The organism is Sporomusa malonica (genome assembly GCF_900176355.1).
Classification (GTDB): Bacteria; Bacillota; Negativicutes; order Sporomusales; family Sporomusaceae; genus Sporomusa; species Sporomusa malonica.
Genome location: NZ_FWXI01000024.1, coordinates 1 through 13318, shown reverse-complemented (window position 1 = coordinate 13318; position 13318 = coordinate 1). Strand labels below are relative to the sequence as shown.

Below are 13318 nucleotides of genomic sequence, written 5' to 3'. Positions count from 1 at the left end.
CTGCTTCTATTAATGCAGACCCGTAGGTAATCCTGCCGCAAACAAGGCTGCGGGAAGCCCTTTTTTGATTGGCTCTATGAATAGCTTACTTGTGACCACCGCCGCCTTTTCCACCGCCGCTACCGCTTCCACCACTACCACCCTTCCCACTAGACCCACTACCGCTGCCTTTGCTCGATGAACCTTTGCTATCTGAACTTGATTTGCTGGCTGCACTAGTTTGTCCCTTTACGGCGTCAGTCTTGGATACCGTACTCTTAGCAACTTTCGCTTCATTTTTCATAGCTGATTTTTCTACATTTCTAAAATCCGAAACTTTAACACCTAGACTCTGTGCAATCTCGCCCCAGCCAAGAGTTTGTCTCATTGTCGAAATTTCCGAAACTGGCGTACCAGAAACTGCAGCAAGTCCGTACATCTTACCAATTTCTCCATATCCTAATCCGGAAACTCTAGCATCTGCTACTTCTTGCGCAGTTACACTAACACTATAGCTGTTAGATAGATTGAACGCAAACTCCGTATCCTTAGGCGTAGGAGTTACAGTCGCCGGTGTTGTTGTTTCACCTGTAGTGGTTTCAACTGTGGCCCCTGGAGTGGCCCCTGGAGTGGTCTCGGTAGTGGTATTATTTGTAGAATTAGTAGTAGTTTCTGTATCAGTCACTGTTGTGGAGTCTTGAATTGTAGTCTCTTCCGCTAACGCGAAAGTTGAACTAAGTATCAGGGCGGAAGACAGAACAGCTATTCCCAGCACTTTCTTCATAATATTAGCCTCCTTAATTCTCTTAATATTAGAATAAGAAAATATAACATTAGTTACAATGAGTCCACCGTCCCAATTTTGTGCACCTTGTAGTTCTTATGTCCTATTATGTAAACGGCCCAGTAATGAATAGTAGTAAACTCACACTTTTTTATAATTTTACAATCAAATAAAAGCCGCCCCACCCTAAGGATGAAGCGGCAAAAAAAATACCCTGGCCACATCAGTCGCCAGGTACAAAAAGGGTTAATAATAGGGGAGACTATATATAAATAGAGAGGCATTGCCTTTCTATGAATTTTTGTAGTCTATATTTAGAATTATAACCTGCAATTTTTAGAATTTCCTTAGATAACTTTGGAAATAAAAAAAGCACGGCTTGCGCCGAGCGTTTGGCGACAACGGAAGTCGATGCTGCCCTTTGTCCAGACGGAAAGTTCTACTTTCGAACAGGATAAAAAATCGCCACCCCGAAGGATGGCGATTTTACATACCCATTAGACTGCTTTTTGACTCATGACCGAAAGACATTCTTTACAAACATTTTTTCCCTTGAAGCTAGTTACCTCATCAGCACTTCCACAGAACACACAAGCAGGCTCATGTTTCCGCAAAATGATTCGATCATTATCGGTATATATTTCAAGGCCATCTTTTTCTTCGATGCCAAAGGTACGGCGCAATTCGATAGGTATTACCACTCTGCCGAGCTCGTCCACCCTTCTAACAATACCAGTTGATTTCATTTTTGTATTTCTCCTTTTATTACCATGTTCGACAAAATATTACAAGATAAATATACCAAATTATATAATACCTGTCAATTATTTTTTATCTGTATGAAGCACAAAGTTAATGGCAAATTCATCCACTTCACTTACGTACTTGTGCATGATAATGAGTATGCAGCAAGTGATGCGATTTCTCGCCTAGCGGTGTTTTTAACCAGGTATCATATAGCTCTCTAACTGCCGGATTTTCGTGCGCTTTACGAATAACCGCGCATTTATCACATTCATAGATAGCCGCCATACGCTGTTCACGAATATCTGGGGAAGTAGATATTGGTTGACCGCCACCACCAATACAACCACCAGGGCAAGCCATGATTTCGATAAAATGATAATCGGCTTCTCCATTTCGGATCTTGTCCAAGATGATTCGCGCATTGGCTAATGTATGAGCAACTGCAACCTTAACAGTTTTATCACCAATATGAACTTCGGCCTCCTTCATGCCGCTAAGCCCACGTACATTATGGAAATCGACACACTCCAGGGGTTTGCCTGTTAATACCTCTGAAACTGTCCTAAGAGCAGCCTCCATTACCCCGCCGGTAGCACCAAAGATAACCCCCGCCCCACTGGAAATCCCTAACGGAGCATCAAATTCTTCTGATTTCAAATTGCTAAAGTCAATCCCGGCCTCTTTGATCATCCGGACTAGTTCTCTGGTTGTAAGAACATAATCAACATCCTGATACCCACTTGCTTTCATTTCCTCCCGTCCGGCTTCAACCTTTTTCGCCGTACAGGGCATTATCGATACAGATATAATATCTTGGGGATCAAGCTTGACTCTCTCAGCGTAATAAGTTTTTACCAACACACCGAATATTTGTTGTGGAGACTTAGTCGTAGAAAGATGAGCGAGCAGGTCAGGGTACATAAGTTCGACATAGTTTACCCAGCCGGGGCTGCACGAGGTAATCATCGGCAGAGGCCCGTTCTTAGTCAACCGTTCAATAAACTCTGAACCTTCTTCCATAATGGTAACGTCGGCCGAAAACACGGTATCAAAAACCCGATCAAAGCCAAGACGTCTTAAAGCAGCTACCATTTGGCCTGTCACAATACTGCCACTCGCGATTCCAAGGCCTTCGCCTAATGCCACCCGAACCGCCGGTGCGGTTTGCACAACTACGTGTTTCTTAGGATCGTGTAAGGCTTCCCATACTTCTTTAGTATCATCTTTCTCGACAATGGCTGCTGTCGGACATACGTTAGCACATTGTCCACAAAAAGTGCAAGCTGCTTCATGCAGTCCCGCATTAAACGCAGGAACCACAGTAGTATTAAACCCACGATTGGCAAATGAATAAACATGAACGCCCTGCCGCTCACTACAGGCCCTGATACAACGGCCACACAAGACACATTTATTTTGGTCACGTACGAGCGCTGGGTTAGCGGCATCTGCCGGATAATTCTTCTTTTCCCCATCAAATCTGACTTTGCGTATCCCGCAATCGGCCGCGATTTTTTGCAACTCGCAATTTAAGTTTCGTTGACAAGAAAGGCACTCTTCCGGGTGGTTGGCAAGCAATAGCTCAACCACAGCCTTGCGAGCTTCACGAACTTCAGGAGTATTAGTCCTAACTACCATTCCCTCATTAACTGGATAAACACAAGAAGCTACCAGACTGCGTGCGCCAGCTACTTCCACCAAGCATATTCGACACGAGCCTTCGGGTCTAAATTCAGGATGATAACACAAAGTTGGAATTTTTATTCCAATACCGCGTACAGCTTCTAACACCGTAGACTCTTTAGGTACCTTTACCTGTTCCCCGTCAATCGTTATATTCACCAAATCCACAATATCACGCCCCTACTGTACAATTTGCTAGTTTCAGTCCAACCCGCCCGTCACACAACGCATTTCGTTTAATACTATTACTAGTATTTTGTAAGCAAGTTCATTGATACAAGGAATAATTTGCATGCATCTCAATCTAAGCTAAAAAAGCCAGCAGTCAAATATCATATCAATTCCGGGTAGTAAGCGGCAGTCTATTAGATATGTCACCTTTGCCAAGTAAATTGTATATAATACAACAGACAATATCTTACGTTAATAGGAGCGTTGCTGTATGGAAGAATTACTGTTAGCCATCTCTCTGTTCGGTCTGGTCGGCATCAGTATTTCCGTTTACCTTCGTTCGTCCCGTAGAAAATAGAACTTAAGGAGTCAACATGAAAAACGGAGATAGACGATTCGCGGGTTGGTAGTTTCCAGGGAGGCTTCTACAGTGGGCTCCACCGTGATTCCAGTGATCCATTTGCCTGGCGGTGTAAAGAGGGTATAAATTAAATAAGCGGCCGCTCCAGGGTGGAGCGGCCGCTTATTCAATTTATTCTTCTATATCATTGAATTCATCTAATCCTAAGGCTTTAAGAGTCTTTACTAACCGCTTGTGTTCTTCAATTAACAAATTAATCCTAACCTGGTGTACGCAAAGCTTTTTTTCTAATTCATCTAACTTACCCAGCAAGTATTGATATTCCGGAATTCCTATATCCCCCATATTTCCCCCTCCCTCACAACCTCCTGCTTTATTTTATGTAACTTAATAATAAGCGGGAACTTGTAAGAAGGTGCGGAAAATCATTAAGACATTGGCTGATCACTTCTAACTACGAAATAGAACTATGTGATTAGAGAAACATTGCCTTTTACATTAGACAAATAATAATAGACAGAATATAATGAAAATAGAAGTAATAAAAAAGGAGGATGACAATAATGCTTAAAGATTATCCTGCTACTCAATTATTTCTTCTATCGCTCGTGGTTTTAATGGTTCTGATCTTTATTACCCCGTTAGTGAAGGAATGGCACATTTTCGCCGAAGTGATAGACAGCCTGCAGTTTATAGTAAAAATTATTTGCGGATTCTTCTTATTTTGTATAGTAGTAATAGATGGTGTATTTTCTCGAAAACACAAACATGTCGCTAAATAATAAGTTCCCGTGTTTCGCTTTACCGCGCCCAAACAGACGGCTATTTCTCAATAAGCCGTCTATCCTCATCGTGAAAAAATTAAACCTGCTTGTCAGCAACTTTTCAAGTTTAGCTCAGGCCCTGGCAAATCATCAGCCTGCCTTCTGCTGATATGTGACAACCGTTTCCAGCCAAGCTTCTAATTCATCATACAAAGCCTCAATCATTTTTTCATCTAAAGTATCATCGTTCTGCAGTTTACTGCAAATAAATTCTATTCTGTCATATATTTTCGTATCAATCACTAGTTTCGCCTCCGAAAACTATAATACTCGGATAGCGATAAAATATTTGTCAAAAATTGGATGATCGTTAAAAAAATTTCTCCAGCACCGTGTCAGGGTAAAAAGAAAAATCCGCCTACCAGGAGAAGAAAGGTAAGCGAAAAAGAAGAATCTATATGATAATCATTGGCAACAGTATTGTCGGATATACAAAGCATACCACAGCACAACGGCAATGTATAGCAAATTATAAGAATTATTTAAATACAGAAAATTATGTCTTCACACGATTACCATTAAATAAACGAACAAACCATAAAAGTATAGAAGCACCTATTATACTTGTGATTATTTGACCAATGGTACCATAATGACTAAAACCGAATAAAGATAATGCTAATCCTCCGATGTATGCCCCTATTACACCTACAATAATATTCACCCATAGTCCAAAGCCATGACCGCGCATTATTTTTCCGGCTGCCCATCCGGATATCGCTCCAATAATTAAAGACCAAATCATAAGAAACACCTCCTTTTGTAGTGTTTCCTGATTTAAGTAGTGATATTCGAATTGTTAAGCCCGCCCCGATATTATGGACCTTTGCTATCCCTTCATGTTGTCAGGGGTTTATACTGATCCTACCCGAAGTTTTAAGTGGACTTCGGGTTATTTTTATGCAAGAGGAAATGATTTACAAATACTTAAAGTGATCACCATTTAAATATTCGCAGAATACCCTACTAGTAAAAAGTAAACTTTTTATTTAATCTTAAGCGAGGTAGTGAACATGGTTAGGGTTGGATTAGTAGGTTGTGGCGCCTGGGGATTTAATTATATAAGAACTTTGTGTTCCATACCGGAAGCGAAAATTGAGTATATATGTGATATAAAAGAAGAATCTCTTCAAAAGGCTAAAAAAACTCACTCCGGTATAAAATACACCACCGACTACCGTGAACTTTTACTTGATGATCAGTTAGACGGTATTATCATTGCTACATCGCCACATAGCCACTTTACCATAGCAGCAGATTTTTTATCGCGAAATAAGGCGGTGTTGGTGGAAAAACCGTGCACTGTTTCCTATCATGAAGCAGATACCTTAATTAGGCTGGCTGAAAAAAATAATACCATTTTAATGGCAGGTCATTTAATGGAATATCACCCAGCAGTATTAAAAATGCAAGAGTATATTAGTCAGGGTTTGCTAGGGCGGTTGCGTTATATTTTATTGGAGCGTACCAGCCTTGGAAAAAATCAAAATGATGTGGGTGTGCACTGGGATCTCACTGTGCATGATCTTTCAATGGTCAGATGCCTGGTTAACAGAAATCCGAAATGGGTGTCTGCACATGGAGTAAGTTATCGGCAACAAAATATTTATGACCTAGTTATCGTTACTATGGAATTTCCTGATGACCTACTTGTCCAATTTCATGCAAACTGGATTACCCCAATTAAAAAACGACAGGCGGTAATTTCAGGAGATCAAATGACAATGGTCTTTGACGATGTCAAAGATACCGATAAATTGCAGCTAATATCTAATAGCGGCGAAATTACTATGCCCGGGTTTGAAAAGAGTTTGTCCCTAACCAACCAGTGTATTCATTTTGTTGACTGTATAAAAACCAAGTCACCTCCCAAGACCGGGTCAGCAGATATTATCTGGGTAATAAAGGCGATGGAGCTAGCAGAACAATCACTCTTACACAACGGAGCAAAACTCTGTTGGGGCTGGAATGGTGGTTTAGATGTTAAAGATTGAGATATATAACCAATCGCATCAAAAAGACTGGGATAATTTCATCGGAACCTCACGGAACGGTACATTTATGCAGCAGCGAACTTTTCTGAACTATCACCCTCCGGGCCGGTTTGTTGATTGTTCCTTGATGGTTTATAACTCCCACGGTAATTTAATTGCTGTAATACCGGCGGCTCAAAAAATGGAAGGTCAAAAGAAGGTTTTCTCTTCTTATCCTGGTGCTTCACACGGCGGAATCATCGTTGACCAAAAGTTTGGCACCTACGAAGCAATGGCCTTGGTACCCTTATTAACTGAATACTGTAAGTCTAATGACTTTAACGCTATCCAAATAAAAATGGTCCCTCGAATTTATCATTTTTGGCCCAGTGACGAAATAGACTTTGCCTTACGGTATTACGGTTTTTCCATAAGCACTAACGAGTTAGCCACGGCATTGCCGATAAAAGAGCTTGCCAATGCTTCAGATCACCTGATCGAGAGTACACAAAGGAATATTCGAAAAGCGCAAAGGCTCGGGGTTACTATAGAAGAAAGCAATGATTTGGCAACTTATTGGGGTATTCTTACAGATAATCTTAAACAAAAGCATCATGCTCAACCTACCCATACTTTAGCGGAAATCACTGATTTAACCAATAGATACCCACAGTCAATAAAGTTATCTGCCTCTTTTCTGCAAGGAGAAATGGTTAGCGGAGTAGTCATCTTTCTACTCAACAGCCGTGTTATCAACTGTTTCTACATTGCCAGTAACAATAAATACCAGACCCTACGCTCGCTCGAACTACTGTTTTACAAATTGATTAGCTGGGGTATGGAAAAGGGCTATGATTATTTGGATTGGGGTATTTCCACTGAAAACAAGGGTCTAATGATAAATCAAGGTCTCTTCGAATTTAAAGAAAAATTCGGCGGACGGGGCATATTACGGGAATCGTATTATCTTGATTTATCCGATGACTAAGTTCGACTAAACTTCAGGTGGGGTTAAAACCCCACCTGCAAGCTAAGTCTCACTTTATAAATGGAGGTGATTTTGTGAAAATACTTTTTATTGACGTGGATCCCCAGTATTTACTGGGTTTACCTCCCGGTTTTGAAAAAATCGGGTGTGAAGTAAAGATATTAACCGACATCGTAGAAGAAGAACTGGAACAATTGTTAGCGGAATATCATCCAGATCTTGTGCTAACTGCCGGATGGACTAAAATACACACAGATTCAAGACTTAGAATATTAGGGGAGATGGTGGAGAAATATCACTTAACGCATGCTTACTGGGCGACAGAGGATCCCCGCTGGACGGAGGAATGGTCATTACCCTATATAAAAGCAACAAAGCCGGAATATATTTTTACAATAGACCGGGAATCAGTATCTTTTTACCAACAGCTTGGCTTTAAAGCTTACTATTTGCCCTGGGCCTGTAATCCGGAGTTTCACCGGCCTGCCGAACCTATGGAAAAGTACAAATGCGATATCGCACTTGTAGCCACCGCCGGGATAACCTGGAGTTCCTATCGCCGTAACAGCGCCCAGATATTATTAAAACCATTGGTAGAAAGAGGCTATGATGTAGCCATTTGGGGTAAACGATGGGAGAATCTAGACCCGGATATTGTTGGATTTAACGTGGATTCCCGGCACCTGCGGGGTAAATTATCATATTTGGAAACAAACCATGTTTACAATTCGGCTAAAATAATTCTCGGGTTTCAAAACGTGACCACAGAGCTAACCTCACGAACCTATGAGGTTATGGGTGCCCGGGGATTTCTTCTGGCCCCGGCTACTTCCGCCGTTTTAGAAAAGTTTAAACCAGAAAAACATTTAGTCGTTGCCCGCTCGGAAGATGAAACCCTACGCCTGGTAGATTATTACCTGGACCAGGACGAAAAGAGAAAGAAAATTGCTTTAGCAGGTCAGCGTGAAGTATATTCTTCCCACAATACGTACAATGACAGGGCTGCGCAAATCCTTAAGCTTACTAACTTAAGGCGGGGAAAACGATGCAGAAAACGATAAAACAAACAGCTTGCTGTACCGGCATTAGTATTACCGGCCAAACCTATACTACAGTAACGTTTCAGCCGGCCCCGCCTGATACCGGAATCATTTTTATCAGAGAAGATTTGCCGGGAAAGCCGGAAGTTCCATGCCGGCCGGAATATGCACGGGTAGACGCCCGCTGGACTTCACTAGTTAACAATGATATACGTATTGAACACACTGAACACCTGCTGGCTGCCATTGCTGGACTGGGCCTGGATAATTTAAAGGTTAGCCTGAACTGCCCGTTTATTCCGGTGGTAAGCAGCTTCAGCAGCAAGGATTTTGTTCAAACTTTTTTAAAGGCAGAACCTATTTTACAGGATGTGCCCAAAAGATACTTTAGCGTACAAGAACCGGTTTGTATCGCAAACTCATTTTTTCATCAAGAAAAGCGTTATGACCGGTTCCTACTGGCATTACCTGCACCTGAGCTTACGCTCACATATCTGCTTGACTACCCTGCCAAAGAAATTCCTACTCAGTTGGCTCAGTTTACATTCGATAGTTCTTTCGATTTTGCTTCCGAGCTGGCAACAGCAAGGTCATACATTACGGAAAGTGAATATGATACAGTTGTCAAATTGATTGGAAAGAGTATTGAGGACTGTCTGGTTATTGCGAAAGGTCCGATAAATTTGCAATGGGCTAACGAGCCGGCAAGGCATAAGGTGCTAGACCTGCTGGGAGACATTTATACGCTGGGTCGCCCCATAAACGGTCACTTTATTGGCATCAGAACAGGACACAAAGACAATAATCAACTATGCCATCAATTAAAGACGCAAATTAAGGAGGATTTGTTCCATGATTCCCCACGCCAAACCCCTGTTAGGTAAAGAAGAGGAAGACCGCGTAATAGAAGTTTTGCGCAGCGGCATGTTGGCTGCAGGCAGCTATGTTCAGGAGTTTGAAGATGAGTTTAAATGGCATCACGATTCCCAGTATGCCATCGCTACCTCCTCTGGTACGACCGCACTACACGTAATCCTGCAGGCCCTGGGTATCGGTGCCGGAGATAAGGTCATAACTACTCCCTACTCGTTTATAGCTACGGCTAATGCAATTCTATACACCGGGGCTACCCCGATTTTTGCTGATATCGACCCGGTAACGTATAATCTTTCGCCCTCCGCATTAAATACTGCTGTGAAAGACCACCCAGAAGCCAAAGCTGTGCTCATAGTTCATCTTTTTGGGTTACCGGCAGATATGGATGCAATTCAAGAAATTGCGAAAAAAAACAATCTCATCATCCTGGAAGATTGTGCCCAGGCACACGGAGCTACTTACCGGGATCAAAAGGTCGGTACCTTCGGCACTGCTTCGGCCTTTAGTTTTTACCCCACCAAAAATATAACCGCCGGAGAAGGCGGCATGGTATTAACCGATGATCCAATGATCGAAGAAAAAGTAAGAATACTGGTCAACCAGGGGCAGCGCCAGCGCTACTACCATGAAATGGTGGGATATAACTATCGGATGACTAACATTCATGCAGCTATTGGTTTAGAGCAGCTAAAAAAATTAGATCTATTTAACCAGAAAAGAATAGAGAACGCAAAATTCTACAATGACCACATTGTAAATCCTTGTATCCAAAAACCGGTGTCACCCCCAGGTCGAAGCCATGTTTATCATCAATATACCTTAAAAGTAAAAAACAGAGACGCTTTCACGGCCTACCTGGATGCCAACGGTATCGGCTATGGCATTCACTACCCGTTAATAATACCGGCTCAGCCCGCATATGAAAATATGGCGACCTGCTCCAGTACCTGGCCGATAGCAGAAGATTTGTCTGCTAGCTGTGTTTCAATACCGGTTCACCCGGCCCTTTCCCGGAACGACTTAACAACCATTGTAGAAGTAATTAATAATTACCGCTGAGGGGGATTGTACGTGATTATTAGCGGCCATCAACCGAATTACCTGCCATGGTTGGGATACTTTCACAAAATGATGTCCTGTGATTTGTTTATCATTATGGATGACGTCCTTCTCTCGAGAAGGGAAGTTACTAAAAAAAATAAAATTAAGGGTCCGGAGGGAGAGCGATTACTAAGCGTACAGATAAGTAGAAAAAAGAATTTGATTAAGGATGCGCCCCTTCAAAATGATTTCCCGTGGCATGTAAACCACTGGGGTTCATTACAAACTTGCTATGCACGCTCTCCCTTTTGGCAGCAATACAAAAACTTATTTTCCCCCATTTATGAAAATCCGGGGGAACTTCTGGCCGACCTGAACCTGCGGTTGATCCATGTTATTCGCGACATTTTAGAAATAAAGACGCCAATGATACGCGCTTCCGAAATTTCAGGAATTGAAGGAAACAAAGGGGAACGTATCATTAGCCTATGCAAACAATGCAAAGCCGATATCTACCTCTCCGGAAACGGAGCCCGAGCCTATAATGACGAGGCGGCATTTGCAAGAAACAACATTCGGCTGGTTTACCAGGAGTTTGAACATCCTGTTTACTCACAGGTGTGGGGAGACTTCATGCCTAATTTGTCGGCAGTGGATTTGATTTTTAATTGTGGTCCCAATAGCAAGGACTATCTTACCAAGCAGGTGATCATGTGAAAAAAGTAAATGTATTGATATCGGGTTCTGGGTCTCTCTACGGAGTAGCCATCATTCAATCTTTACTGAAATCAGATCTACTCCTAAAACTGGTGGCCTGTGATGTGAGCGCCCGTACATTAGGCCTATACCTCGCGCACCAGGCCTATATCGTGCCACCCGCTCATCAGGAGGAACTCTATTTAGCTAGCTTGTTAAATATTATTGCAAAGGAAAGTATACACGCCATTTTTGTTGCTTCCTCCCATGAGCTTGCTTTTTATAGCCGTAATAAGCTTGATATTGAAAAAAAGACCGGAGCTAAAGTGTTTACTAATTTCCCTGAGACACTAAATTTATGTAATGATAAATGGCTTACGGTAAACTTTTTAAAAGAAAATAACTTTTACTTTCCTCTTACCATTCGCTATCCGGAAGACCAGGAGCAAGTCGATGAATTTGTTAAAGACGTGCAATTTCCCATCGTAATTAAACCAAGAAGTGGTGCGGGATCACAGGGCTTGTACATTGTTAACCAATATGAAGATCTTCACCCGCTGCTCGAAAACAAAAAAGACATCATTCTTCAGCAATATTTACCAGATAACTGCGGTGAATTTACGACTGGTATTTGTACCGGGGCAAACGGCAAAATTCTGTCAGGGATAACTTTAAAGAGATACTTGAAAGAAGGCATGACTATGTCGGCGGACTCAGGTGATTTCACAGAGATCACAGATTATTGTAAGAGAGTGGCCCAGGTTCTAAAACCTTACGGCCCGAGCAACTTTCAATTGCGCCTCTTAAACGGTAAACCTTACATTTTCGAAATAAACCCTCGCTTCAGCAGTTCCACGGGAATGCGCTCTTTACTAGGCGTTAATGAGGCTGAGATTCTAATAAGAGCGGAAATACTAGGCGAAACAATTAGTCAAAATAATTTTTTAAAATGCAGCGTAATCAGACAGTATACAGATTACCTCGTTCCAACCGAGAAAATTGTTATGCTGCAGGAGAAATTTAATATGGAGCACGAAAAATAACGAAGATGTCCCTTCGATTCCCCCATTCTTCGGCAAGAGGGAATAAATCCCTACAATTACTACTCGTATAAAATCGGTTTTCCATTTGCACTCTAACCAAAAGGAGTGATTATATTTGAGTAATACAGATAATGAGATGAAACTGGCAGTATGTACTCTCTGTGATCAGCTAAAGCCATGCTATGTTACAGGTGACAAAGAATATGCAGTTTGTCTGGAATGTTTAAGTAAAGATAGTAAAGAAACGTAATACAATAGCCGCCAGCGGCTTGAACACTGGCGGCTATTGTATTTATAACAAAAGAAAAAGAGCCTTTTGGCTCTCACTGAGTTGTTAAGTCATTATATTCTTGCATTTTATTCCTGAACGCTTGAATTGCCCGAACAGCATCAGGAGATTTAGCACCTTTTTTCTGAACGACATCATGTAATATTTCTTGCAATTGTTCTACTTCTTTCCACAGCTCTTTTGGATCATACATAGCTTACACCAGCTTTCTAAAGTGCTATGTATATTATAGCACAGAACGTTTGTTTGTACAGCATGAAACTCAAGTACAGCTCGGAATCTTGCCGGTTCCACGGCACAGGTCATCAGCCGCACTGGCAATTTTCAGGAATGAAAAAAGAGCCCGTAGGCTCTTAAGACTATTTACTATAAACTCTCGCTTGAGTAATTATTCCGTCATATATTTGTGCCATTTTTTGTGACAATCCGGCAGATAAAAAAGTAGTGGCTATAGTTGCTTTCTTAAAATTAGCGATATCATCCAAATTTTCCGGTGACTCTTCTGCAATCTTTTTCCACCCCACAACCGCAGTGTAAATTGAATAATAGGCTTCCATGCTCGTGCTTCTAAAAAAAGTACGCATAAAGCAATCATTATCACTACAATCAATTGTTTTATCAAATTTACCTACTGCCTGCTCAGACAAAATCATAATTCTAAATTGCTCTACTATTTCTATTGCCTTATCGCAATATAGTGATACTAATTCTGCGGATGAGAACTGACTAGCATTATCAATGGATTGCTGATTTACTTGGTCTGGCCACGTTAATTTCATGTCTTTTATAGAAATACTGTTAGCCGTTTTAATCTTATTAATCA

General features: G+C 41.6%; 17 protein-coding genes. 9 read left to right on the top strand and 8 right to left on the bottom strand.

What is annotated here, in order from left to right; genetic code table 11:
* Positions 1-85: 85 nt before the first annotated feature.
* From B9A22_RS20675 to B9A22_RS25640, 4 genes are all read right to left on the bottom strand, one after another.
* Entirely contained in the window at positions 86-763 is a 678-nt protein-coding gene (locus B9A22_RS20675; RefSeq protein WP_084577846.1) for a hypothetical protein, read from the bottom strand.
* A gap of 497 nt (positions 764-1260) precedes the next feature.
* Positions 1261-1509, bottom strand: coding sequence for an AbrB/MazE/SpoVT family DNA-binding domain-containing protein (locus tag B9A22_RS20670; protein WP_084577845.1), 249 nt, complete (start codon positions 1507-1509; stop codon positions 1261-1263).
* A 127-nt stretch (positions 1510-1636) separates the two neighbouring features.
* Positions 1637-3361: an NADH-dependent [FeFe] hydrogenase, group A6 gene (locus tag B9A22_RS20665; RefSeq protein WP_084577844.1), complete on the bottom strand. Its 1725-nt coding sequence runs from the start codon at positions 3359-3361 to the stop codon at positions 1637-1639.
* A 535-nt stretch (positions 3362-3896) separates the two neighbouring features.
* A complete protein-coding gene (locus tag B9A22_RS25640) occupies positions 3897-4070 on the bottom strand; it encodes a hypothetical protein (protein WP_176215630.1) in 174 nt (57 codons plus the stop codon).
* Between the two features lie 218 nt (positions 4071-4288).
* Here B9A22_RS25640 and B9A22_RS20660 point away from each other — a divergent pair, with 218 nt between their 5' ends.
* Positions 4289-4507, top strand: a complete 219-nt coding sequence (locus tag B9A22_RS20660; RefSeq protein WP_084577843.1) for a hypothetical protein — start codon at positions 4289-4291, stop codon at positions 4505-4507.
* Between the two features lie 132 nt (positions 4508-4639).
* On the opposite strand, the gene B9A22_RS25635 is transcribed toward B9A22_RS20660, so the two are convergent.
* Both B9A22_RS25635 and B9A22_RS20655 read right to left on the bottom strand, forming a co-directional pair.
* Positions 4640-4792, bottom strand: a complete 153-nt coding sequence (locus tag B9A22_RS25635) for a hypothetical protein (RefSeq protein WP_176215629.1) — start codon at positions 4790-4792, stop codon at positions 4640-4642.
* 253 nt (positions 4793-5045) lie between these two features.
* Positions 5046-5294, bottom strand: a complete 249-nt coding sequence (locus B9A22_RS20655) for a GlsB/YeaQ/YmgE family stress response membrane protein (protein ID WP_084577842.1) — start codon at positions 5292-5294, stop codon at positions 5046-5048.
* 268 nt (positions 5295-5562) lie between these two features.
* Here B9A22_RS20655 and B9A22_RS20650 point away from each other — a divergent pair, with 268 nt between their 5' ends.
* The 8 genes from B9A22_RS20650 (at position 5563) to B9A22_RS26420 (ending at position 12456) form a co-directional block, all read left to right on the top strand.
* Entirely contained in the window at positions 5563-6543 is a 981-nt protein-coding gene (locus B9A22_RS20650; protein ID WP_084577841.1) for a Gfo/Idh/MocA family protein, read from the top strand.
* The gene (locus B9A22_RS20645; RefSeq protein ID WP_084577840.1) at positions 6530-7510 is read left to right on the top strand and encodes a GNAT family N-acetyltransferase; all 981 of its coding nucleotides are present in this window, start codon (positions 6530-6532) and stop codon (positions 7508-7510) included. The genes B9A22_RS20650 and B9A22_RS20645 overlap by 14 nt, the downstream gene beginning before the upstream one ends.
* 74 nt (positions 7511-7584) lie before the next feature.
* The gene (locus B9A22_RS20640; RefSeq protein WP_084577839.1) at positions 7585-8571 is read left to right on the top strand and encodes a CgeB family protein; all 987 of its coding nucleotides are present in this window, start codon (positions 7585-7587) and stop codon (positions 8569-8571) included.
* On the top strand, positions 8556-9434 hold the full coding sequence (locus B9A22_RS20635) for a UDP-3-O-acyl-N-acetylglucosamine deacetylase (RefSeq protein ID WP_084577838.1): 879 nt from the start codon (positions 8556-8558) through the stop codon (positions 9432-9434). The genes B9A22_RS20640 and B9A22_RS20635 overlap by 16 nt, the downstream gene beginning before the upstream one ends.
* Positions 9403-10485, top strand: a complete 1083-nt coding sequence (locus B9A22_RS20630; protein ID WP_084577837.1) for a DegT/DnrJ/EryC1/StrS family aminotransferase — start codon at positions 9403-9405, stop codon at positions 10483-10485. Before B9A22_RS20635 ends, B9A22_RS20630 begins: the two co-directional genes overlap by 32 nt.
* A 12-nt stretch (positions 10486-10497) precedes the next feature.
* The gene (locus B9A22_RS20625) at positions 10498-11184 is read left to right on the top strand and encodes a WbqC family protein (protein ID WP_084577836.1); all 687 of its coding nucleotides are present in this window, start codon (positions 10498-10500) and stop codon (positions 11182-11184) included.
* Positions 11181-12206: an ATP-grasp domain-containing protein gene (locus B9A22_RS20620; RefSeq protein WP_084577835.1), complete on the top strand. Its 1026-nt coding sequence runs from the start codon at positions 11181-11183 to the stop codon at positions 12204-12206. The genes B9A22_RS20625 and B9A22_RS20620 overlap by 4 nt, the downstream gene beginning before the upstream one ends.
* Before the next feature lie 115 nt (positions 12207-12321).
* Positions 12322-12456 carry a hypothetical protein gene (locus tag B9A22_RS26420; protein WP_281252420.1) on the top strand — a complete coding sequence of 45 codons (135 nt, stop codon included), beginning with the start codon at positions 12322-12324 and terminating at the stop codon, positions 12454-12456.
* Positions 12457-12529: 73 nt separating this feature from the next.
* Here the strand turns inward: B9A22_RS26420 and B9A22_RS25630 are convergent, their stop codons facing one another.
* Both B9A22_RS25630 and B9A22_RS20615 read right to left on the bottom strand, forming a co-directional pair.
* Entirely contained in the window at positions 12530-12688 is a 159-nt protein-coding gene (locus B9A22_RS25630) for a hypothetical protein (RefSeq protein WP_176215628.1), read from the bottom strand.
* Positions 12689-12854: 166 nt separating this feature from the next.
* Positions 12855-13318: hypothetical protein (locus tag B9A22_RS20615; RefSeq protein ID WP_217806006.1), on the bottom strand; the 464-nt coding region annotated here is incomplete at its 5' end.

Coding starts and splice junctions, on each gene's coding strand:
- B9A22_RS20675 (WP_084577846.1), bottom strand. CDS start 763: ATGAAGAAAGTGCTGGGAATAGCTGTTCTGTCTTCCGCCCTGATACTT.
- B9A22_RS20670 (WP_084577845.1), bottom strand. CDS start 1,509: ATGAAATCAACTGGTATTGTTAGAAGGGTGGACGAGCTCGGCAGAGTG.
- B9A22_RS25640 (WP_176215630.1), bottom strand. CDS start 4,070: ATGGGGGATATAGGAATTCCGGAATATCAATACTTGCTGGGTAAGTTA.
- B9A22_RS20660 (WP_084577843.1), top strand. CDS start 4,289: ATGCTTAAAGATTATCCTGCTACTCAATTATTTCTTCTATCGCTCGTG.
- B9A22_RS20655 (WP_084577842.1), bottom strand. CDS start 5,294: ATGATTTGGTCTTTAATTATTGGAGCGATATCCGGATGGGCAGCCGGA.
- B9A22_RS20650 (WP_084577841.1), top strand. CDS start 5,563: ATGGTTAGGGTTGGATTAGTAGGTTGTGGCGCCTGGGGATTTAATTAT.
- B9A22_RS20645 (WP_084577840.1), top strand. CDS start 6,530: ATGTTAAAGATTGAGATATATAACCAATCGCATCAAAAAGACTGGGAT.
- B9A22_RS20635 (WP_084577838.1), top strand. CDS start 8,556: ATGCAGAAAACGATAAAACAAACAGCTTGCTGTACCGGCATTAGTATT.
- B9A22_RS20630 (WP_084577837.1), top strand. CDS start 9,403: ATGATTCCCCACGCCAAACCCCTGTTAGGTAAAGAAGAGGAAGACCGC.
- B9A22_RS25630 (WP_176215628.1), bottom strand. CDS start 12,688: ATGTATGATCCAAAAGAGCTGTGGAAAGAAGTAGAACAATTGCAAGAA.